This window comes from Bradyrhizobium sp. MI1.11, from assembly GCF_055811255.1.
In genome coordinates this window covers 7,687-29,868 of the sequence record NZ_JBVVPM010000033.1, presented here as the reverse complement: position 1 = coordinate 29,868, position 22,182 = coordinate 7,687, and the positions used below count along the sequence as shown (strand labels likewise).

Sequence of the window (22,182 nt, the reverse complement as noted above, 5' to 3'; positions counted from 1 at the left end):
TTGAATTATCCAAAGCCAAGGCCCCTGGCTCCTTACCTGCTCGGTGCTCCGCCGACCGGCACCGATACTCCACCGTTGGTTCCAGGCGGCAATCCTTCTATGTTGACATTCTGGGTGACGGGGGGCCGCTGGCCCATCGCCTCCGTCGGCTGTCCGATATCGGGAAGCTGATCCACAGGCCGTGTCGTGTTGCCATAACGCGTCACGGCGGCACCAACGCGCCGAGCGTCGTACGCGATCCTGCGGTCGCCGGCGTATCGCGGCCATGGATGGATCGTATGGGTGACGGCGTTGACCTGTTTGGCATCGCCAGCGCTCAACGTGATGGTATCGGAACGCTGGAAATAGCGGTCCATCTCGTCATGACCGGCCAGACCGTAACATCCCCCGAGCAGCAAGGGCGCGAACAGAACCAGATACCTTAAGGTCATCTCTCGCTCCTAGTTGAGGGTCTTTACGACCGGCTGGTTGGCAGCGGCGGCCGGTGGCGGAACGGGGGTCCTGAGCTCAGGAGCGATGATATGGCCGTAAGGGCCCTTCACGTCGCCACCGGAGTTGACGTAATCATTGTAACGCTTGCGGACTTCCATCTGGCCATTGAGGAAGAAGTCGACATCGTTGGCCGGCAGGCGCGAGTCGAGCGGCGACGCCAGTTGCTGGCCTGGTGCCGCCGGCGCGACCAGGCGCGGCGTCACGATGATGACCAGATCCGTTTCCTGCTGCTGATACGATTTGCTGCTGAACAAGGTTCCGATCACCGGCACCGAGCCGATCCAGGGCAATTGGGAAACGTCCTGTCGATTGCGAGTCTGGAGCAGGCCGGCGATCGCAAAGCTCTGGCCATCGCGCAGCTCGACCGTGGTCCGCGCGTCGCGGCGGGTCAACGCCGGAATGACCGTCCCCGCAATCGCCACCGCATTGGAGAAATCGAGCTCGCTGACCGAAGGTTCGACCCGAAGGTTGATTACGCCGCGCGAGAGAACGGTGGGCACGAAAGCCAGCTCAACGCCGAACTTCTTGAATTCGATCGTCACGGTTGGCACGAGACCAGCGGTACCGGCCGTGGACGCTACAGGCACTGGAAATTCACCGCCGGCCAGGAAGCGAGCGGCATCCCCGGAAAGCGTGGTCAAGTTCGGCTCCGCCAACCGGCGGGCCAATCCCTTGGTTTCAAGTGCCGAGATCAACAAGTCCACCGAGCCGCCACTGCTGGTTCGGATGATGCTGGTCAACAAGCTTCCGAACGGGGCCGGAGCCACACCGCCCGCAGTGCCAACAAGCGTACCCAATGTTCCCAGTACCGGGAGGCTTCCCGTCGGGGGAGAACCGACAGATCCATTGACCCCTCCGACCGGCGTTCGGCCCGCCGCGGTGTTCGAACTGCCAAGCCCGGTATTACCGACGTTGGTGCCATTGGCATTCGCCGCATAAAGGTTGACGCCGAGATCACGCCCGGCGTCCCGGTTGACCTCGAGAAAGCGCACTTCCAGCATCACCTGCTGCGGCGCCGCGACGCTCATCGCGTTGACGACAGTTCCGCCTTTCGCGACAGTACTGGTGGCAATTGCCATGGCCCGCTCGGCCGCAACCGCGTCGACGGCGGTTCCGCTCAGCACCACCTGCCCCTCGGAGGCCGAGACGCGAACACCCTGCATGCCGGTGCCGGTCCGGATGTTCTGCTGCAGATTGCTGGTATCGATCACGACCTCGACGTCGAGGATCCCGATCTGCTTCATCGAGCTGTCGAACAAAATGACGTTGGTGGTGCCGGTCTGCTTGCCCTGGACATAGATCATGTGGTCGCTCAGCGACTTCACGTCGATGATGTCAGGCGAGCCCGCGACAATGGTCGCAAAAGCCGCATCGACCTTGAAGGTGCGTGACTTGTTGACGACCACCTTGACCCGCTGGACGTCGTTCATTTCGCTGACGAAGACGCCGCCGCCGGAGGAGCCCCTCCGATCTGCAGCCGCGGCGCGATCAGCGGTCCCAAACAAGGCCGCGGCTGCGCCAAGACCCATCGCACCGAATGCGAAAAGCCTCCCTACCGTCCTACCTGAAACGCGACCGCCGTCCATTCGAGTCCCCCCACCGCGATCCACGGCTGTCCCCGCAAATCTACGTGCTCGATATCCCCTGAAAGTTCCCCTCAGCGCACCACGTCGGAGAGCTTACAACCCATCCCATTACAAATCGTTATTTCGTATTTCCGACATCACATCCCTCATTCGGCCTCCTTGCAAGAAGAGACGCTTACCGCACTGCGGCAAGGCCGGAGAAAACTAGCCAATGTTGCCAGCGAGCATCACTTTCTCTGCTGCTTGGAACTATCGTGCCGCCGAACCGCGGGCGAGTTCCCGCTGCTGCCGCTCCGCATGGCAAGCCCCTATCGATTTTTGGAAGATTCGTTCGGGACGACTGGAACTCGCTCTCTCACGCTTACCGAAATCCAGTCGCATTCCGGGATAGTTGCCTACTACCACTAAAACGGAATTGTGGTGGACGCGCTCGGCGCGTTCAATGTGGTGCCCCATATCGGCATCAGCATCTTGAAGCTCGGTTCAGATGCCGTGACAGTGAGTGCAGCGGCTCCCGCAGTCGTGTTCAGCGTAGGCGAGAGACCGCCGGCAAACAGCATTGGGGCAACGGCTTTCTTGGCCGCGGCGGCTGGCAGGGGGTCACCGGCACAGGTTGGTGAAGTATTGCTCATCGCGCTATTGACGAAGCAGTCGTTGATCATCCATGTCCGGGCACCAGCATTCGCGAGCGCCCGCAATGACTGCATGGTGATTGCGTAACGCCCCAGATCGAAAATGGTGAACATCAATATGAAAAGCGGCAGAGCGACGAGACAAAATTCCATCGCCCCGATGCCGCGCTGATCGAGCTTTCTCATCACTGCACCAACTGGACATACTGGCTTTTAGGCAGCTTCGTTTGCGATGGGCACCCCGTGGTGTCAAAGGTGGCATTACCGTTGAACGCGATCGAGGCTGCGATCAACTGGCCACAACTGCCGCCTGTGCCGCCTACGGCAATCGTCGGATTGCCCTGAAACGTCACTGCTGCGTTCGGCGCGTAGATGTTTCCCGTGAGGGTGATGTTACTGGTTCCACCGAAGGTCACAGCCGTCGCTGAGGCATCGTACATCGACATGTACTGGAATAATGCAGCGCTAGACTGAAGGGCCGCGGGAAGCGACGAGCTGCTCGGGGCAGTTGCCGGCCCCTTGAGGGTGAGCGTGCCGCCCCCCCTCGTGTCAATGCTCGCCCCTGGCAGCAGGATGAAGGTCACGCCTGTGCATGGGCTGTTACAGGTAATCGCGGAGCCGCCTTTGAGGGTCAGAGTACCCGAAATGAAGTACACCGAGACTCCTGCAGCCAAGTTATAAGCGGTATTGCCCTTCGTCGAGGTATTGTTATTCGTGCATGCGGTGCTAGCCGAGCCGGCCACGTAAGCGACGAGATCCGATCCTGGACATGCTGGAAGACCACATTTGGCGGGGAGCGTAGGGTTCGCGCCGCACAACGTGGTGAGGGCACCATCGAGACCAGAGAAGGGATTGTTGGTCGGGGCCGGCAAATACTTCAACGCCTTGTCACAGAACGATGCGGCCCCTGTGCAGCCGCCGACGGACGACAGCGAGCCGAGATTCATGGTCATCCCGCCGCCCGTGAAGTTGATTGCATTCGCTGCTTTGGAGTTCGAGGCCATGCCGCAGTTCGGCGCATTGATGTTCGGGCTGCCCTGGAAACCGATGGAGCCTGTCAATGACAGGACGCAGGGCGGGTACACCACGCTTTTTACTGTGGCCACGGCTGTCGCGGGAATATTGACAGTGGACAGACCAAGCACTCTCGCCAGGTATGCCGGCTGTTGCTGGCTGACAGTGGCCTGAACGTAGGTTCCGGCCGTACCCTTCCATGACGTGAGCGAAGCGACCTGGACGGTTTGAGAGATTCCCGCCGGATTGCTACCGACACACTGAGAGCCGGGATAGGAGGTGGCGCCCGTGTTACAGAACGCGTTCTGTGCCGCGGCCTGCTTGGCGCGATAGTCCACTGTTTGTGTAACCGCGCAGGGTGGGTTCTGTAAGCACAATTGCTGCGCGGCCCCCGAATAGGCTGCCGCATCGGCGGCATTCTGCGCGTGTTGCCTGGTGACGTACCACGATCCCGCCTCGCCCCCGACTGCGACCACGCCTATCAGCGGCACCAGGGCGATAACGGTTGCGAAGGCGGCGGCACCACGACGAGAATGAAGCAAGCCACGCATGGAACACTCCTACTGAAACCGTTCAGCGTAAGCCAGTGTGAACGAACAAGGATTGGCGTTACCACTCCGACAGATCACCGATCTCAGCACGATTGGCGCCACGGTGACGGTCGTGGTGTAGGTATAGTGCTTGGGCGAACCAGAGTTGCCTGCGGAGCAGGCAGCCATGCTATCGCTGCAAACGACCTGCAGATTGTTGATGGGATAACCCGACACCGAAGTGGGGAGCGCCGACTTCCAGCCTGCCCAAGCGGTAACGTCGGGTGGCGGGCTGTACTGGATCTTTTGCCCGAAGGCGCGCAATGCCTCCCACGCGGCTACAAACCGAAAACCGGCGGCGGCAACGTCGGCAAGCGGCATCAGCAGGCTCGACACCAGGATAATGTAAACGAACATCATCTCAAGCGCTGCGGCGCCGCGTTGATCCGCGATGAAGGACTTTTTACGACACGCGCCTCTGCCTCGACGGACACTTACCACGTCCGGATGCCGACTCCGCGCACGAGCAATTTGAACGATGTCCACGACAATTCGGCCACGCATAGCTACTCACCAAACATAAGGGACCAATCTCCAACGCGATGCTTCGTAACTGGAATACTCCGGGCAAGTGCGCCGAAGCAGATCTTCTTCGTAGAGAATTCGGCATACTTGAACGCCGATATGCAGGACCAGCACGAGCACCGTTATCGGTGTCAGATATTGCAGCACCACGCCCACAATCACGATCTCTTCCGCGAAATAGAGCGGATGCTTGATCCATCGATACGGGCCGGTTTGCACCACTGAACGCGCCTGTGGCACCAGACTGAACGACCGCCCCAAATGTCGGATGGTGACAAGCATCATGATCATGCCGACAAGCACGCAAGCGGTGGACAGCAGGTTTGGCAACGCCTGGTCGGTTTTGCCGAACAACGAGATCGTCCACGGTAAATAGGAGCCGACGAACGCGGCTACCCTGGGCAACACCCCATCCGCATGCGCCTTTGCCGGCGACCTGGTCATGATCAAGACCGCCAGGAGCATGTAGAAGATGGCAAGGCAAAAACTTGACAGAAGCGATGGCCAGGGATCGATAAATGATCCAATTCTGATGGCGACGCAAAGTGCCAGCAAGATGAACCACATGCTGCCGAGCAGCTGCATCACCCACTCGTAAGACGGATTCTTCGACAGAGTAACGGTGCTCATGGCTACTTCACGCCGATGCTGGAGAATGTACGGACGAGGTGCAGAAACGGACTTCCACCCAGAATGACGAACATGGCTGGAAGCAGGAACAACACCATCGGAATAGTCAGCTTGGCGCCCAACTTGTGCGCCCTTTCCTCGAGGTCGGTAATACGTTCGCGCCGGAGGTCCATAGCAATACTGCGCAGAGCCTGACTCAGTGGCGTTCCGTATTGCAGGCTTTGGCTGACCATGGTGCCGAACCGGCGAAGTCCGTCTGACGTAGATGCCAATTTCTCGAATGCCTCGCTGCGATTTGGCAATATCCGGAGATCATCAAGAAGGCCGTACAAAACCCGGCCCATGGGGGGATTGGTCTGTTTCATTTCTTCCGCTACTCGTTCCAGCGCGCTTTCCAGACCCATTCCCGCTTCGCTGCACACCACCAACAAGTCGATCATATCCGGCGTGCCCAGCCGAATGCCGGCATTAAACCGGCGTCTTAGAACCAACAGGATCAACCGCGGTCCCATGATTCCGATCACCACGCCAATGAGACTGAAGACCAGCACGTCGGTGAGTGGCTTCCCAAGAATCTGCGCAACAAACAAGGCAATGACCGGGAACAAGAACATGCTGATGGTTTTGACACCGATCCAGATCGACAAGGCTCGATGAGGATTCAAACCTGACGATTGAACGATGGTTCGGAGCTGGTCCAGATTTTCCGCAGAATAGAAGCGTCGATACCGCATGCCGAGCGACGAAAGCCAACCGGTCATGTCCTGGAGAGGCGCTGACCGGCCAGGAACACCCAGCACCGCATTTGATACCCGCTGGTTCAACGCACGAATGTGTAGTTCGTGGATCATCAGCACGACGGTCGCAGTCGCAAGTGCTATGGCCAGGGCCACCAAACTGAGACCAAAAGTCATAGTTCTGTTTCCCTTCTGACCATCCAACGTATCACAAGGGACCCGACAACCACCGAGGCTGCCGCGTAGGCCAGCAGCCTGTTTCCCGTCGGATCATAGATCAGCAGGTCGACTGTTACCGGATTGATCGCGTACAGCAGCCCACCGACGATTATGGGCGACAATGAAAGCGCTCGTGAGGAAAAGATCACCTCTCCGGCCAGAGCCTTCGCGCGAGCAGCGAGCGCAACCCGCTGCCTCACAGTATCTCCCAGCGTTTGTAAGGTTTCGGTCAAACTGCCACCTGCCTTCAGCTGGACTGCAAGTGTGACCGCAAAGATCCCGTACTCCGCTACTTGCGTTCGCCGATAGACAGCTTCAACAGCCTCCTCTGGAGGTCTCCCCATACTCACTTCGCTGCATACGATAGCAAACTGCCCAGCTGTCGGTTGCGGCATCTCGCGAGCGATGGTGCGAAATGCTTCCGTCACGGGCAGTCCAGATCGAACAGTACTCGTCACCAGCTGGATCGTGTCGGGCAGTTGTCGAAAAAGCTGACTGGCGAGACGATCTCGCTGCCATCCAAATAGACCTCGCACCAGCATGATCGCTACAATTGTAGCCGCCGGATACGCGTAGAGGTCAGAAAATTTGAGCACGCTATTGGCATAAAGGATTGCAGCCCCTGCGACCACACCGGCAAATAGCACATACGCGGGGTGCCAAGCGTAAGCGATCCCGGCGTCGTAACTGACGATGCGGAAGACAAGCTCCCAGCGGGACCCGGTCTCTAACCGACGAATGGAGGGCAGGTCCGCCAAGTCTGAAACTGGCAGAGCTATCGTTAGCTGACGATCGAAGCGTCGCTGTCGTGCGTCGAGCCACAACGTCACGGCTGCTGCGCCTATCAGCAGCACCAGGTCAATCGTGGTCAAAAACTCCGGCATTATAGCTGCCTCATAGCCTCAGCCCAGGATCGATCAAGCCCATAATAGGTAAGACGGCTCTTGAATTTTGGGACTGCGTTGGTGGACCTGTAGGTGCCCGATATCCGTCCGTGAATATCCTCGTGTTCGTACTCGAATGCCGCGATGTCGTTGGTGGTGATCACCTCGCCTTCCAGCCCGATCACCTCGCTGATCTGGATAACGCGACGCTGTCCATCCCGCATGCGTTCTACTTGCACGACAATATCCAGCGCAGCCACGATCTGAGATCTGATCGCCCGCAGCGGCAGATTTGGCTGCCCCATCTGCACCATGTTTTCGATGCGGGTCAGTGCGTCGCGGGCGCTGTTGGCATGCACCGTGGAGATCGAACCATCATGGCCGGTGTTCATCGCTTGCAGCATGTCAAACGCTTCGGCGCCGCGCACCTCGCCGACGACGATTCGGTCGGGACGCATGCGCAGGGCGTTCCACACCAGATCGCGTTGTGTCACCTGCCCTGTGCCTTCGAGGCTAGGAGGCCGGGTCTCCAGGCTGATCACGTGCGGCTGTTGAAGCTGCAACTCCGCCGCATCCTCAATGGTGACGATGCGTTCGCTGTGATCAATGAATTGGCTCATGGCGTTCAACAGCGTCGTCTTGCCGGAACCGGTACCGCCAGAGACCAGAATATTGAGCCGGGACCGACCGGCAATCTCCAGCAATTGTCCCATGGCCGCGGTCATTGAGCCGTTCTGGATCATCCCGGCCATGTCTAAACGGCGGCTTGGGAATTTTCGGATGGAGATGCAGGGGCTGTGGATCGCTAGCGGCGGGAAGATGATGTTGACCCGGCTGCCGTCCGGCAGGCGGCAATCCACCATCGGACTGGATTCGTCGACGCGCCGGCCGACTTGCGCTGCAATCTTCTGTGCTACGGATGCGATGTGATCATTGTCTCGGAATCGTACCGCGATCCGTTCCAGTTTGCCGTGTCGCTCGACGTAAACGTTACTCGGTCCGTTGACCATGATATCATTGATTGATTGATCCAGCAGAAGCGGACGGAGCGGCCCGTAGCCGGTCATGTCGTCCGCAATCTCGTCCGCTAGCTGAAATTGCTCGCGACCTGACAGTTCGAGCCGCTCCTCGTTGGCGATTCCATGGATGATTTCCTCAATCTGCCGCCGAAGAACATCACGCGAAACCGTTGCGGCCACCGATGGCTCAATCTGCTCTATGACCCGTTCACGCAGCAAAGCCGGCATCGCCGGCCGCTGGGTAGAAGGTTCGTCGTGCCTTGGCGCAGCTGCAGGCGAGCTCGGCGCAGGCATGCTCGGCGCCAATGCAGGCAAGCTTAGTGGCAATGCAGGCAAACGAGCTGGTGTGTCGTCTTCGCGCCTACCAAATTTTTTCGTCACCCGAGCAGCCTCCTCAACCATCCCTTCCGTTCGGCACCGACGCCTGCGATCTCCCGGACAATTGGGGCGAGGTGACGTCGCAATCCTCGTACGTGCTTGAGAGCCGGAATTCCGAGATTGACCGCCTGGGTCATCCCCTTCCCGAGATCGGGAATCACCATGTCGGGTTCTGCGCCCAGGGCCTTGACAATCGTCGCCCTGGGAAGGCCGCCGGGACGATCGGCACGATTGAGCAAAGTAAACACGCGATCCTTACCGGCGATGTTGGTGACGGCAGTGCGGAGTGCATGGGCATTGCGAAGTCCGGTCACCTCCGCTTCCAACAGCACCAGCACGTGCCGGGAAAGAGTGATCACCGGATGGATGGATGGCGGAAACGGGACTGGTATATCGACAACGATGTAGTTGAACCGTTGACGGAGCAGACCCAACACGTGTCTCACTCCCGCTTCAGTGATGTCGAGCTGCGCGTCCAACTCCTCATCGGCGGAAATCAGGCAAACTCGTTCGTTGATATCGATCGCCGCGCGTTCGAGGAACAACGTATCCGCCCGCATCGGGTTTTCCAGAGCAATGCGCAGCCCTGGCCCAGGCCGAACACCCAGCATCACGGCTGTTTCGCCGTTTTGTAGATGAAGGTCGAGCAGCGCGACCTTGGCCTTGGTGGTCTCGGCCAGCTGCAGCGCGAGATTGATCGCGATGCTCGTTGCGCCGGCGCCCCCCTGAGCGCCGCAGATCGAGATCACATGCCCGCCACGATCGGCCGCACCGGGCGCCACGTCGCCAAGCAGTTTCGGACGTAGCTGGTGCAGCACCAGATCGCGCGTGAGCGGCCTCGGAAGGTACTCGCTCAAACCGATTTCCATGAGCTCGCGGTAGAAGGTTATCTCCCTGCTCTCGCCGATCAGAGCCACCCGGACATCGGGTGGGCAGACGGCGGCCAACCTTTCCAGTTCGGAAAATGGATCATCGATTCCACTGATGTCCGCCACCAACGCGGATAGCTCGGTGTCGGTTTCGAGCATCCGTATGGCATGACGGATCGTGCCGCGCCTGATCGATAAATTGCTACCCTCGAGGCCTTTGCGCAGAGCCGCTGCGCTAAGCTCGTCATTGACGAAACAGATGATCTGGTTGCGCGTTACAACCGATGCAGATTCTTGAGGCGGACTGACTGCTGCAATGTTAACGTTCACCACTGCCTCCCCTTACCGACGTGACGAAACGGCCGAAGCGACCGGCGTTGACGGGCCAATTGCCGGCAACACGTCGCCGCTCAACAGCGTGCGCGTGTTCCCTGTATCGTCCCTTCTGACTGAGTATTTCGTGCCGCTGTTGCGTGCATAAACCACCACCGTCGCGGCCGTGTCCCCTATGTCCTGTCGATCGACCGCTGACCGTACGGCCAGGGAGAGCTTTCCGAGCTGTGCTGCGACTGTAACTTTCTTGACCTGCTCCGGCGCGAGCTGCAACGATACCGTGTGCGCGACCTTACCGGCCGCGGCGTTGCTGGCCGAGCCACCTTGCACAATCTCCTGGTCAACCGCGACAATTCGAACATTGTAAACAACGGTTTCGCTCAGCGTGCCATGCTGGTAGTCCGGATTTGGCTTCTCAGCCAACGTCGTCGACTCCTGGGTCAACACGACATCCACATAGTCACCCGGCCAGATCAGGCCCGAGACACCAGACGCGGCGTCGACGTTGATGCTGATGGCACGGGTATCCGGTTCCAAGACGCTGGCGAGAAAACCCCGTTCGCGCGGGCGCAATATGTCTTTGGATGTGACGGGATTGCCGGTGTCGAGGAAGTTGCGAACGAGAGATCCGCGAAGTCCGATCTTGGCATCGGGCGTATCAAGGATCGCCCCTGCTGGAACACGTTCCGGCGGCACCGAGCGCACCTCGAAATCATCATCGCGGGCCAGTGTCGCCCTCGGTAGCGGGTGTGCCGCGACGAAGTACCCGACAGTGGGAGGCGCCGGAATGCTCTCCGCGACCTGTGCGACCGGGACCTGCGCTTTCGGCACGTTCATGCTGTAGGCGATGAGCCCGAGCGCGACGGTCGCGAACAAGAACACCATGATGATCGAGAGACGCAAAGCGGATGACATGTCAAAGTCCTTTGCTGAAAACGGTCCAGATACCACCGCACGCTATGGCAACCCCGTAAGGTAGCGGTGCGTGTCGCAAATGGCGCCAACGCTCGACCGCGTAGACTCGGCGCACGAGCGACGATCCTGCGGGTGCCAGCCTGGGATATGGAAGGAGGCGCATCATCAGATGCACCAAAGCAAGAGCGCCGCCGGCCAGAGCGGTGACGGTCAACAACTGAATCACGCCTGTCAGCGGGAGACCAATCGCCAAAACAACCAGCAACTTGACGTCGCCGCCGCCGATTTTGCCGAGTTGGTAGATGCCGAACAGGAGCAGGAACACGATCGCAGCCACGATCACCGACTGGATAAGGTCCATTGGGTTCGCCAATTGACCCGCGATCCCGAGGATCGCCAGAGCTAGACAAATCTCATTTCGGATCAAACGCGTCGCGATGTCGGTCGTCGCGACATAGAGCAACAACAGGAGTTCGAGAAACGAGATTATGGGAACGATCCAACTCATCAAATGCACGCCTTAAACGATGTAGTGACTGATCTCCCGTGCCTTCATGGCCCAGACGGCTGTGCTAGCTTCCGACGGCAGCGCTGATAGCGGCGCTAATCATGTTGACCCCGCTCGTCAGCACCGTCGCGACAGCTCCACCGGCGCCTGTACCGAAAGCAGCACTCACTGAACCGACGATACATGCCGCCACCATCACGTATTCGAACGACACCACGCCGTCCTTGTCCGTGCGCAGACGCTTCAACGCGTCCGCGGACTTCACGCGATACCTCAACATAGAAAGGAACCTTCTTTTTGCCTGACGGTGACTGCATGGCTCAAGAAAGTGGGGGGCAAATTCCGATGCCCCCCTCTGGGGCGAACAGCCCGTAACTACACGGCCGCGGTGAAAGCGGCAGTTATTGCGGTGATCCCGCCAGTCAGCGCCGTCGCGATCGCACCGCCGGCGCCAGTACCGAACGCCGCGGTCACGGCACCGATGATGCAAGCCGCGACGATGATGTATTCGAATGACACCACGCCATCCTGGTCCGTTCGCAGACGCTTCAACGCTTCCTTGGTCTCGACGTAATATTGCAACATTGGAAGAATCCCTTCTTTCAAGATGAATTTGTAGACACCTCGGCAACTTCCAGCGGCTGCGGATCTAACTCCGGGCCCGCCAGCGATAAACTATCCGTTAAATGTTTATTATCGTCAACATTTAATATATAATATCATTTTGGATTAACCAAACGCGAAACAGGTAAAATGAAAATTACAATACAGCCAAAAACACTGCAATACGAAGACGATAGCAGACCAAAAAAATCTAATTCGGGCCGAGCGCCGGCTGAGAGCCGGTAAAATTCACCGGAATAGTACGGATGACCAGCGGTTTAATTTTATTATTCGGTAATTCGAGAATTATGATGACAATGAGCTATGGCGCTCCATCAACCTGTCGATCCACTCACACATAATTGAGCCCACGCCGCGACCGGGCCGGCGCGCATGGAGCAGATTTCGCGACGTGCGTACGCGCGACGCAACACGTCTGTCCACGACGGGCGAGGTGATCCCTCCGAAGATTCCGATCGCACTGATCGCTGCCTTGCAGCCGCATGATTCCGTCAGTTGCACTGGCCTGACGCAATCATCAATTCGGATTCGCGCCTCGACGTCTGGGCCGTTTTCAAACAGAGGCTCGACTGCGTCGCCGTCATCAAGACTTACAGAGTAATGCGGCGGCTTCCAGTCGTTCAATCCGCGTTGCTGCACGTCGGCACCTAGCGCGAGCAACAGGCGCAGAAGGTCCATTCGGTCCGCACGCAAGGTGGAAATCCGGCGATCAGGGAGGGAAAGCCGGACCACCACGATATTTATTGCAGCCGCGATCCAGCAACGTCCCGATGAAATGGAGCGAACTCCAATAGATCACATCACTCGAGCGGGAATTCGGTCAAGCCGACGTCACGGGATGCGGGCTCTTTCGGAAACTCGACGGGATGCGCCGGCCCCATCAACAAACGTTGAGGTTGCCCACGCGGTAAGCGCTGTCGATGGCTCTAAAAACATTATACCTTTCATAGCGCGCCTCTCGTTCGCCCTTTGGTTTTCGCCGCCCTTTGTGTGGATGAGCGAGCTTGGCTTTCGGGATGAGGCATGTGTACCTCCCTACGCCGATCGGCGCCGCTGCTAATGCCTCTTCTATCGCTTGCCTTCTCTCCTTCATTTCTGCCGAAACGACTGATTGAATGACATTGCGAGCGGCCCGACGATGTAATCAAACGCAGTTCGCTGAACGGTCGGGATCATAACGGTCGCCGGCATCCCAGGATACAGGCGAATGTTCGGCATGTCCGCCAACTCACCTTGATCAATCCGGACAAAGGCCGTGTAGTAGGGCGCATTTGTCTTGGGATCAGTGAGGCGGTCAGCCGAAACCTGAATGACGTCGCCGCGAATGATCGGGACGATCCGCTGCTTGTAGGCGGTGAGATGGACTTCGGCGCGCATATTGGGATGTACGTCGCTGATGTCCTCCACCGCAACCTGGGCTTCGATGGTGAGTGCGTCCTCGGCCGGTACGATGTCGAGGATCTTGTCGCCGCGCTGGATGACGCCGCCGACGGCGAACACGGTCAATCCCACCACCCGGCCGGTATAGGGCGCCCGAATTTCCATGCGACCCAGGACCGACTTTGCACTCAGCGCCTTCGGAATGACCTCGAGCAATCTGGCCTGCGTGTCACGCAAGTCCTTGGTGACATCTGTCATCCGATCATTATCGAGTTGGGCGATCTGCTGCTCCTGCTCGGCGATGGCCTGGCGGGCCTTCGCGATACTAGCTTTTGTATCGGCGATCTGGCCTTCCAAACCGTACGCCGTCCGCTCCAGCTGGAGAATTCGCGGACGCGCAATCAGGCCCCGTTCGACCAACGGCGCAAGATCCTTTGCCTCGTTGCGGACCGAATTGATCTGATCGGTGAAGGCCTTGACCTGTGCCTCGGCGCCCACAATCTGTGACCCAAGCTGGTTGATCTTCTCGCGAATGACGCTTCGTTGCCCGTCAAGCGATGCTCGCCGACTGTCGAACTGATTAAGCTGACCGGTCCAAACGCTCTTAAAGTAGCGGTCATCAGAGCGCGCCCTCAAATCGGCCGGCATGGTCAGCTCGGATCCATGATCGAGCTCCGTCAGGAGCCGTACTTCCGTCGCACGAAGCACGGCATATTGTTGTGTGAGCACCTCATACTCGGCACGGACCTGCGTATCGTCCAGAACGATCAGGAGATCGCCTGTCAGCACCCGCTCCCCTTCCCGGACATGCAATTCCCTGACAATCCCGCCATCGAGGTGTTGGACGCTCTTGCGGTTGCCGTCGACCTTGATGATAGCATTTGCAACCACGGCGCCGTTGAGTGGTGCCGTCAGCGCCCAGGTGCCGAATCCGCCGAAAAAGATGGCGATGATCAGCCATCCCGCGAGTGCTACGCGACGAATCGAGTCGCTCGGTGCACCGCTCCTGAGTTGATCAATCGTCAAGCTCGGCGCCAATGCGCGTGGTTTCGACCGGCTTGTAAACTCCATCAGCGCCATGACCATGTCCTAACCCGTCGTCTCGCGGACCGTGTGGATCGGTACGGGCCTCGTCAGACGGGCCAGGATCTCGGCGCGCGGTCCGAACATCTCGACGACGCCTTCACGCAGCACCAGGATCTTGTCAGCCACGCCGATGGTGGCCGGCCGATGGGAGATAATCACCACCGTCGTGCCGCGCTTCTTGAGTTGAAGAATGCAATCGGCGAGCGCGGCGTCTCCTTCGGCGTCGAGATTGGAGCTCGGCTCGTCGAGCACGAGAAGGCTCGGATTGGCGAAGATGGCGCGGGCAAGACCAATACGCTGACGATAACCGCCCGAGAGTATGGCGCCGCCTTCTCCCACCTGCGTATCATAGCCATCCGGCAGGCGCAGGATCATCTCGTGCACGTCCGCCATCCGCGCCGCCAGAATCACCTCCCTGTCTTCGCCCTCCTGGAATCGGCTGATGTTGACGGCAACAGTGTCAGCAAACAGCTCAATATCCTGGGGGAGATAACCGATATGCTGGCCGAGTGACGTCTTGATCCAGCTCGAGACGTCCGCCCCGTCCAGTCGCACCGCGCCAGCAGATGGCGCAAGCACACCGACCAGATGACGCGAAAGCGTGGATTTCCCGGCGCCCGAAGGACCAATGATGCCCAGTACTTCGCCCGGCTCGATTGCGAACGATACCCCGCGCAGGATGGGCTTCGAACCAAACGGCGGCACATAGGAGAGCCCCTCGACCGAGAGTCGGCCCTGCGGGCGCGGCAGCGTCAAACCGATCTCCCGTTGGGGATCGGCTTTCAAGAGCTCGCGGATGCGCAGGAATGCTCCACGAGCAGATACAAGATTGCGCCAGGATCCAACGATCTGCTCTACCGGCTGCAGGGCTCTTCCGAGCAGAATGCTCGCGGCGAACATGGCGCCGACGGTTGCAAGTCGCTCGATCACGAGATAGGCGCCCAGGCCAAGTATCATCGACTGCATGGCAAGCCGCAGAAAACGGATGATGCTCTGCATGGTGGCGGCGCGATCGCTCGCAGAGACCTGCCGTTCAAGCATGCGGGTGCGATCACGGGCCCAACGCCTCAGCAGCCCTTCGGTCATGCCCATTGCCCGCACCACTTCGGTATTGCGCAGGCTCATCTCGGTAAAGCTGTAGCTCCGGGAAGCCGCCTCGCCGGCCTCCGTCAACGGCAGCTTGACCCGCCACTCGTTAAACAGGGCCATAAGAATCAGCAGGATGGAGCAGCCCAATGCGAACGCCCCCAGGAACGGGTGCAGCACAAAAATCACGGCAATGTAGATCGGCGCCCAGGGCAGATCGAAGATCGCATGGATCCCCATGCCGGTGACGAACTGGCGGAAGGTGTCGAAATCGCGCAGCAGCTGGCTGCGCGCGCCGCCGGCGCCAGCGGAGCGATGAATGATCGCCGTCATCACGCGCGCCGCGATCGTCTGGTCGAGGCGAATGCTGGCGCGGGTCAGCACGCGGGCGCGTACGGCATCCAGCCCTGCCAGCGCCAGAAACGCCATCAACAGCGCGATCGTGAGCATCAGCAGCGTGATCTCGCTGGCGCTTGAGATCACCCGGTCATAGACCTGCAGCATGTAGAGCGGCCCGGCCAGGTAAAGCAGATTGATCGCCAAGCTGAAGATCGCGGCAGTGACGAAATAGCCCCGGCAGCTTTGCAGCAAACGCCGGAGTTCGTCGGGTCTTTTGAACGGAGTACTCACACAGATCAGCGGAAAATCCGCCCCTCTTCAAAATCACACCGTAATCCAAAGTCGGGGCCGCAACATTGGCCCCGACCCATTTCCCCGCAGCGCATCAGGCCAGATGGTCGTGGTAGCTGATGAGCGTTCCCGTGTTCTTGTCTGCCTCGGTTTGGAAGCCCGCGGGGTCGTACTGGCCCAACAGGGTAATATTGGCGGTATGGACTCCGTCGGTCACCGACAGGGTTCCTCCAGCACCAGCCTGATTTGCGACATAGCTCGCGGTCGTGCCGGCCCCGAATGCCACATCGAGGAGATCCAGGTGGTCATCCCCGTTAAATCCGGACACGACCCCGCTAAAGTCGAAGGAGTCATGGAGCACGATTGTCCCGGTCGCTTGGGCATCAAGCGTGACATGCGCAGATGAGGCCGCTCCGAATTCGAGTGTGGCCGAACCGCTAATCTGAGCCGTTCCGTTACCGCTGACATTGCCATCGATTGTGACGTTGCCGCCATTGGCCCACAACACGCCGGTGTTGACGAGGTCGCTGTGGACCTCCAATCCACCGGTTCCGGTTGCCTCGAGCGTGCCGGGGTTGGTGACGGCGTTAGATCCGGTATCGATGTCGAGTGCATTGGTGCCGGTGGCGATGATCGTGCCTTCATTGACCAGCACCATCACCCCATCCCCGAGGTGGCCGGCACCGGAGATCGTGTTGTCCACGTTCGTCAGCGTGACGTCGGAAACCGTCCCGGTGATCACGTTCTCACTGCTGTCGGACAGGATGACCTGCCCGTGGCCCTGGAGCGTGATGCCGTGCTCGATGAGTTCGAGATCGGTCTTGCTTCCGGTCGAGTTCAACTCGATCGTGCCGATGTTGTCGATGATGCCGGAGAGCGGCAGGATTGCGCCGTCGCTGATCACCATGTGGCCGGCATTCTCCGTGACCGGCGCTTGATCGAACACAAAGTCGCTTGCCGTGAGCGACGAGGCATCGACGCCATTCAGCGTGATCGACTGACCATCGGCGAGCGTGATCACCGCATTGCCGGCAGCGTCGTTGGCCATGTGCGACTGGATGTCGCCAAAGCCTGTGAACTCGGCATAGCCGATCAGATCGATCTGATCCGAGGCGGCGTCGAAGCTATAGATCACGTCATGACCGATCGGCTGCGAGAACACGAACATGTCGTGGCCGCTCGAGCCGGTCAGGTTGTCGTCGCCTGAGAGCGCGAAGATCGGCGATCCCGGCGCATAGGCTTCGACGTTGTTGGTAACCATGGCGAGCCCGGTACCGCCGCTACCGTCGCTCCAGGTCTGAGACATATGTAACGAAACCGCACCTGCATAACCGACGGAGGCAGTGATCGAGAGTGTCGAGACGTCATTGGTCTGGACGGTCCAGGTGCCATCCCCGTTGTCCGTGCCTTCGCTCAGAGTCCACCCCGAAGGAACACCAGTAATACTCACGCTCACTGCGCCGACGTGATCCGCCGGATTTGTCAGGCCAAGGTTGATGGCTTCGCCGGCTATGCCAGCGGGAGCGAGATGGGCCTGGGTGATGTTAGTCAAGGTGACCCCTACAAGGTCGACCAAGATGTCGTTAGCGGCGTTCTGAGCTGTTCCGACCTGCTCAAAAACGTAGCTATGAGCGGTTCCTCCGATATTCGCTACGAACGCAACCGCTGCGCCAGTGCCAGTCGCTATGTCGTTGTTGTGGAGATACTGCACAACCGCTGCGACGTTAGCTGTAGACGTCAAGGTCAGGGCCGTCGCGAAGGCATTAGCGTCGTCGAATGTGATTATCCCATTCGTGATTGAGTGCGATTTCACCGTCGCGCCACCGATCGTCAGCGTGGAGTCGTTGGTAGTGGCCGAGCTACCTGTCGTTGTGACTGGCAGATCGAGGATATCGTTAGTTCCGGTCGTGGCGAAGTCCGCAATCACGTCATAGCCGGAGATCGTGCCAGCATCTCCGGAACCACCAACGGTACCGAGAGATTGCCCACTATTGATGGCGAATGTGTCGGCACCGCCTCCACCAGTCATCGTATCAGCGCCGACGCCTCCAGTAATGCTGTCGGCACCCGAGCCACCGACCAGCGTGTCATTTCCGGCGCCGCCAATCAGCGTGTCATTCTGTGCTGAACCGGTGATGGCCGCCGCTGCGCCGGTGTTGGTGACCGAGAAGCCGTTGGCACCGGTCGCTGCGCTCAAGTCAACAGCAAAGCCGTTGCTGCTCAGGTTGGCCGTACCAGCGTTGCTGGTCGAAGACGTTGCGGTAAATGCTGCTGATACCGTGGCGTTGGTCGTTGCGCCTGCGCTTACAACGAGTACATCACTACCCGAAAGATCCGTGACGGTGTCCGTGCCGGAATTGACGTTGAACGTGTCGTTGCCGCCGCCGCCAGTAAGGGTGTCGTTGCCCGGACCTCCGGTGATTGTGTCGTCGCCGGAGCCAGTGTTGATAATGTCGTCGTTGTCTCCGCCGATGACAACAAAAGCTCCTGAAGTGACAGTGCTTGCTTGCAGATTGAGCTTCCCATTACCGCCGATTCCGGAACCGTCGACAGTCAATGTCCCATTGTTTTGGAAACCCGTAAGGAATGTGATGTTGTTGGTATGGTTTCCACTGTTGCTGTCGACAATTTTGAAGACTTCAAAGTTTGTGAGAACAATGTTTCCAGCACCAAATGTGGCGAGAGGGGAGCCACCGGTGAGGATAAGCGTGTCCGTGCCGGTCCCACCGGTTATGCTATCTGTACCGTTCAAGGTCGCGTTTGTTCCATTTAGGGTGTTCGTGCCGCTGGCGTAGAAGATGACGTCGGTCGGACTAGTCGTCAGTGTACCTGGGTTGTTGCTCTCGACGTTGATGGTCACGGCGTCGGTGTCAGTCAGATTCCCACCTGTCCCTGTATTGCCGTGATCGTTGGTGAGCACCGTCAACGTGTCGCTGCCGACGAAATTGGCCACACCTTTGTAGACGACATTGTTGGCCGCTGCCAATGTCGTGTTGATCTGTGCCACCGTTCCGGTCAGCGTCACCGATCCGGTGCCGCTGCCCGATACCAGCGCCCCTCCGGCTGACGCTATCGTCAGCGTGCCGTGTAGAACCGACAGGTTCGTCGTGATATTTACCGCGCCGCCGGCATCCACATCGCTGATCGACATTCCGGTGATGGAAAGGTTGGCGTCGTGCAGCACTTCTTGCGTACCGGGAACTGTGTTCACCGGCGCGTCGTTAACCGCCGTGATGTTGATGTTGATGCTGTCGGTGTCGGTCAGCGTGCCGCCAGTGCCGATGAAGCCCTGATCACTGGTGGTCATGGTGAGGGACACCGCGCCGTTGGCATTGGCCACCGGTACGTAGGTCGGCTGGTTGGCGACGGTTGCCAGGTAGGTGTTGATGTTGGCCACGGTCCCGGTCAGCACAATACTGCCAGTCCCCGACCCCGTCACGGTAACGCTTCCCGCATCGGCAGCCGTGATGGTGCCGCTGGCGACCGCCAGCGTAACGGTGATGTTGTTTGCACCTGAATCGATATCCGTGACAGACAGGCCGCTCAGCTTGACCGAGGTATCCTCGTTCGTGGTGTAGCTGGCCGGCAGGGTGTTCGTGGGTCCATCGTTCACCGCCGTGATGTTGATGTTGATGCTGTCGGTATCGGTCAGCGTGCCGCCCGTGCCGGTGAAGCCCTGATCACTGGTCGTCATGGTGAGGGATACCGCACCATTGGCATTGGCCACCGGCACGTAGGTCGGCTGGTTGGCGACGGTTGCTAGGTAGGTATTGATGTTGGCCACGGTCCCAGTCAGTACAATGCTGCCAGTCCCGGAGCCGGTCACGGTGACGCTTCCCGCAGTGGCGGCCGTGATCGTGCCGCTGGCGACCGCCAGCGTGACCGTGATGTTGTTTGCACCTGAATCGATATCCGTGACAGACAGGCCACTCAGCTTGACCGAGGTATCCTCGTTCGAGGTGTAGCTGGCCGGCATGGTGTTCGTAGGTCCGTCATTCACCGCCGTCACCGACACCGTCGAGGTAACGAGGTTGCTGGCGTGGTTTGCCGCCTGCCCGTCATCAACCTGATAGCTGATGGTACGGATAGCGCCCGACGGGTTGTCGCTCGAGTTGAAGTACATCACCGAATCCAGCGCGGTCTGGTAGTTCGCGACGCTGGAAGAACCGGTCAGGGTCAGCGTGCCGGTCGCCGCATTGAACGATCCGGCGATGCCGTTCTGGTTGGTAAAGCCCAGCACATCCTGGCCGTTGACGTAGTTGCCGGTGATCTGCACCGTCGCCGAGGCCAGATTGGCATTGTCGACGTCGGACACGGTAATGGCGCTGTCGATCGCGGTGGCGGCCTGGTTTTCCGTGTAGTTCAGCGTATGACCCGCGACGACAACCGGCGTGTCGTTGACCGGCGTCACCGCCACCGTCGAGGTCACGATGTTGCTGGCATGGTTTGCAGCCTGGCCGTCGTCAACCTGATAGCTGATGGTGCGGGTCGCACCCGACGGGTTGTCGCTGGAGTTGAAGTACGTCACCGACTCCAGCGCCGCCTGGTACTGGGCCACGGTCGCAGAACCGGTCAGCGTCAGCACGCCGGTCGATGCATTGTAGCTGCCCGTGATGCCGTTCTGGCTGGTGAAGCCGAGCACATCCTGGCCCGAGACGAAGTTGGCGGTGATCGATACCGTCGCCCCGGTCAGATTCGTGCTGTCGACATCCGATGCCGTCAATGCGGTGTCCGTCGCCGTCGCCGCCTGGTTCTCGGTGTACGACAGCGACCCGCCATTGGCATTTAGCACCGGCGCGTCGTTGACCGGCGTCACCGCCACCGTCGCGGTCACGATGTTGCTTGCGTGGTTTGCCGCCTGACCGTCGTCAACCTGGTAGCTGATGGTGCGGGTCGCATCCGACGGGTTGTCGCTCGAGTTGAAGTACGTCACCGACTCAAGTGCCGCCTGGTACTGGGCCACGGTCGCCGTGCCCGTCAGCGTCAGAATGCCGGTCGCCGCAACGTAGCTGCCCGTGATACCGTTCTGCGTGGTGAAGCCCAATACATCCTGGCCGGATACAAAGTTGCCGGTGATCGATACCGTCGCCCCGGTGAGATTCGCGCTGTCGGCGTCCGATGCCGTCAGCACGGTATCAATCGCAGTTGCCGCCTGGTTCTCCGTATAGGACAGCGAGCCACCATGGGCATTCAAAACCGGGGCGTCGTTGGTCCCGGTGACCGTGATCGTTACCGTCTGGGTATCAGACGCCGGTTGAGTGTCAGTGCTCTGGACCGTGTAGGTCAGCGTCAGCGACTGGCCGGCTGCCAGATAATCGAACGCCTGCGTTCCGGAGTTGAACGTCCAGGTCAGGTTGTGGGTGTCAGTCGGATCCGCCGCCAGGCCAGATGCCGGCGCCACGCCGAGCATCGCCAGCAGCTGGGCGTTGGTCAGCCCAAGCCCCGTCGTGGTGCCCGAAGCCACCACGGTCGTTACCGACGAACTCACCGTGTCCGACAGGTCCGCATCGGTCGCCGTCAGCGTCCCGCTGGTGGTGAGGCCCGCGTTGGTCTCGGTCAGGGTCGCGGTCGCGGTGTCGGGCGTTCCCGTCGCTACAAGATGGATCACGGGCGCATCATTGGTGCCGGTGATGGTGACGTCGATCTGCTTGGTGATCAGGCCGCCATTGCCGTCGTCGAGGGTGATGGTGAAGCTCTCGACCTTGGTCTGGTCCTTGGCCAGATACTCGACGGCGGAATCCGCCACCGTGTAGGTCCAGGTGAGCTGGCCGCCGGTGCCTGTGCCGGTGGTGTCGCTGTCCTTGACCGCGGTGAGCGAGCCGAGCACGGAGCCGATCGGGGTGCCGGTGGCCGAAACCAGATGCACGTCGGTGAGGTCGACGTCGCTGAAGGAGATGGTGCCGCTGTCGGACAGGTTGCCGGCTGGCGTGACCTGCTCGGTGACCGCGCCGGTCAGATCCTGGGCGGTGATCACGGGCGCATCATTGGTGCCGGTGATGGTGACGTCGATCTGCTTGGTGATCAGGCCGCCATTGCCGTCGTCGA

At 59.7% G+C, this 22,182-nt stretch carries 18 protein-coding genes; all 18 read right to left on the bottom strand.

The window, feature by feature from the left end; translation table 11 throughout:
* Positions 1-32: 32 nt before the first annotated feature.
* Complete coding sequence (locus AC0L30_RS28080; protein WP_473405698.1) at positions 33-431, bottom strand: hypothetical protein; 399 nt, start codon at positions 429-431, stop codon at positions 33-35.
* Between the two features lie 9 nt (positions 432-440).
* Positions 441-2,078, bottom strand: coding sequence for a type II and III secretion system protein family protein (locus tag AC0L30_RS28075; protein WP_473405697.1), 1,638 nt, complete (start codon positions 2,076-2,078; stop codon positions 441-443).
* A 404-nt stretch (positions 2,079-2,482) separates the two neighbouring features.
* A complete protein-coding gene (locus tag AC0L30_RS28070) occupies positions 2,483-2,896 on the bottom strand; it encodes a TadE family protein (RefSeq protein ID WP_473405696.1) in 414 nt (137 codons plus the stop codon).
* Positions 2,896-4,275: a pilus assembly protein TadG-related protein gene (locus AC0L30_RS28065; RefSeq protein ID WP_473405695.1), complete on the bottom strand. Its 1,380-nt coding sequence runs from the start codon at positions 4,273-4,275 to the stop codon at positions 2,896-2,898. The genes AC0L30_RS28070 and AC0L30_RS28065 overlap by 1 nt, the downstream gene beginning before the upstream one ends.
* A gap of 9 nt (positions 4,276-4,284) precedes the next feature.
* A complete protein-coding gene (locus AC0L30_RS28060) occupies positions 4,285-4,674 on the bottom strand; it encodes a hypothetical protein (protein ID WP_473405694.1) in 390 nt (129 codons plus the stop codon).
* A gap of 150 nt (positions 4,675-4,824) precedes the next feature.
* Positions 4,825-5,469: a methyltransferase family protein gene (locus AC0L30_RS28055; RefSeq protein WP_473405693.1), complete on the bottom strand. Its 645-nt coding sequence runs from the start codon at positions 5,467-5,469 to the stop codon at positions 4,825-4,827.
* A 2-nt stretch (positions 5,470-5,471) separates the two neighbouring features.
* The gene (locus AC0L30_RS28050; RefSeq protein ID WP_473405692.1) at positions 5,472-6,383 is read right to left on the bottom strand and encodes a type II secretion system F family protein; all 912 of its coding nucleotides are present in this window, start codon (positions 6,381-6,383) and stop codon (positions 5,472-5,474) included.
* Positions 6,380-7,309, bottom strand: coding sequence for a type II secretion system F family protein (locus AC0L30_RS28045; protein ID WP_473405691.1), 930 nt, complete (start codon positions 7,307-7,309; stop codon positions 6,380-6,382). The genes AC0L30_RS28050 and AC0L30_RS28045 overlap by 4 nt, the downstream gene beginning before the upstream one ends.
* On the bottom strand, positions 7,309-8,556 hold the full coding sequence (locus tag AC0L30_RS28040; RefSeq protein ID WP_473405716.1) for a CpaF family protein: 1,248 nt from the start codon (positions 8,554-8,556) through the stop codon (positions 7,309-7,311). Before AC0L30_RS28040 ends, AC0L30_RS28045 begins: the two co-directional genes overlap by 1 nt.
* A 149-nt stretch (positions 8,557-8,705) precedes the next feature.
* Entirely contained in the window at positions 8,706-9,905 is a 1,200-nt protein-coding gene (locus AC0L30_RS28035; protein ID WP_473405690.1) for a CpaE/TadZ family protein, read from the bottom strand.
* 12 nt (positions 9,906-9,917) lie between these two features.
* Complete coding sequence (gene cpaB / locus AC0L30_RS28030) at positions 9,918-10,823, bottom strand: Flp pilus assembly protein CpaB (RefSeq protein ID WP_473405689.1); 906 nt, start codon at positions 10,821-10,823, stop codon at positions 9,918-9,920.
* A 1-nt stretch (position 10,824) separates the two neighbouring features.
* The gene (locus AC0L30_RS28025) at positions 10,825-11,331 is read right to left on the bottom strand and encodes an A24 family peptidase (RefSeq protein ID WP_473405688.1); all 507 of its coding nucleotides are present in this window, start codon (positions 11,329-11,331) and stop codon (positions 10,825-10,827) included.
* Positions 11,332-11,395: 64 nt separating this feature from the next.
* Complete coding sequence (locus tag AC0L30_RS28020) at positions 11,396-11,596, bottom strand: hypothetical protein (protein ID WP_473405687.1); 201 nt, start codon at positions 11,594-11,596, stop codon at positions 11,396-11,398.
* 110 nt (positions 11,597-11,706) lie between these two features.
* A complete protein-coding gene (locus AC0L30_RS28015) occupies positions 11,707-11,916 on the bottom strand; it encodes a hypothetical protein (protein WP_473405686.1) in 210 nt (69 codons plus the stop codon).
* A 324-nt stretch (positions 11,917-12,240) separates the two neighbouring features.
* Positions 12,241-12,633, bottom strand: a complete 393-nt coding sequence (locus AC0L30_RS28010) for a hypothetical protein (protein WP_473405685.1) — start codon at positions 12,631-12,633, stop codon at positions 12,241-12,243.
* A gap of 411 nt (positions 12,634-13,044) precedes the next feature.
* Complete coding sequence (locus AC0L30_RS28005; protein ID WP_473405684.1) at positions 13,045-14,415, bottom strand: HlyD family type I secretion periplasmic adaptor subunit; 1,371 nt, start codon at positions 14,413-14,415, stop codon at positions 13,045-13,047.
* Positions 14,416-14,424: 9 nt separating this feature from the next.
* The gene (locus AC0L30_RS28000; RefSeq protein ID WP_473405683.1) at positions 14,425-16,137 is read right to left on the bottom strand and encodes a type I secretion system permease/ATPase; all 1,713 of its coding nucleotides are present in this window, start codon (positions 16,135-16,137) and stop codon (positions 14,425-14,427) included.
* 94 nt (positions 16,138-16,231) lie between these two features.
* Positions 16,232-22,111: a VCBS domain-containing protein gene (locus AC0L30_RS27995; RefSeq protein ID WP_473405682.1), complete on the bottom strand. Its 5,880-nt coding sequence runs from the start codon at positions 22,109-22,111 to the stop codon at positions 16,232-16,234.
* Between the last annotated feature and the right edge of the window lie 71 nt (positions 22,112-22,182).

Coding starts and splice junctions, on each gene's coding strand:
- AC0L30_RS28080 (WP_473405698.1), bottom strand. CDS start 431: ATGACCTTAAGGTATCTGGTTCTGTTCGCGCCCTTGCTGCTCGGGGGA.
- AC0L30_RS28075 (WP_473405697.1), bottom strand. CDS start 2,078: ATGGACGGCGGTCGCGTTTCAGGTAGGACGGTAGGGAGGCTTTTCGCA.
- AC0L30_RS28070 (WP_473405696.1), bottom strand. CDS start 2,896: ATGAGAAAGCTCGATCAGCGCGGCATCGGGGCGATGGAATTTTGTCTC.
- AC0L30_RS28065 (WP_473405695.1), bottom strand. CDS start 4,275: ATGCGTGGCTTGCTTCATTCTCGTCGTGGTGCCGCCGCCTTCGCAACC.
- AC0L30_RS28060 (WP_473405694.1), bottom strand. CDS start 4,674: ATGATGTTCGTTTACATTATCCTGGTGTCGAGCCTGCTGATGCCGCTT.
- AC0L30_RS28055 (WP_473405693.1), bottom strand. CDS start 5,469: ATGAGCACCGTTACTCTGTCGAAGAATCCGTCTTACGAGTGGGTGATG.
- AC0L30_RS28050 (WP_473405692.1), bottom strand. CDS start 6,383: ATGACTTTTGGTCTCAGTTTGGTGGCCCTGGCCATAGCACTTGCGACT.
- AC0L30_RS28045 (WP_473405691.1), bottom strand. CDS start 7,309: ATGCCGGAGTTTTTGACCACGATTGACCTGGTGCTGCTGATAGGCGCA.
- AC0L30_RS28040 (WP_473405716.1), bottom strand. CDS start 8,556: ATGCCGGCTTTGCTGCGTGAACGGGTCATAGAGCAGATTGAGCCATCG.
- cpaB (WP_473405689.1), bottom strand. CDS start 10,823: ATGTCATCCGCTTTGCGTCTCTCGATCATCATGGTGTTCTTGTTCGCG.
- AC0L30_RS28025 (WP_473405688.1), bottom strand. CDS start 11,331: ATGAGTTGGATCGTTCCCATAATCTCGTTTCTCGAACTCCTGTTGTTG.
- AC0L30_RS28015 (WP_473405686.1), bottom strand. CDS start 11,916: ATGTTGCAATATTACGTCGAGACCAAGGAAGCGTTGAAGCGTCTGCGA.
- AC0L30_RS28010 (WP_473405685.1), bottom strand. CDS start 12,633: ATGGACCTTCTGCGCCTGTTGCTCGCGCTAGGTGCCGACGTGCAGCAA.
- AC0L30_RS28005 (WP_473405684.1), bottom strand. CDS start 14,415: ATGGCGCTGATGGAGTTTACAAGCCGGTCGAAACCACGCGCATTGGCG.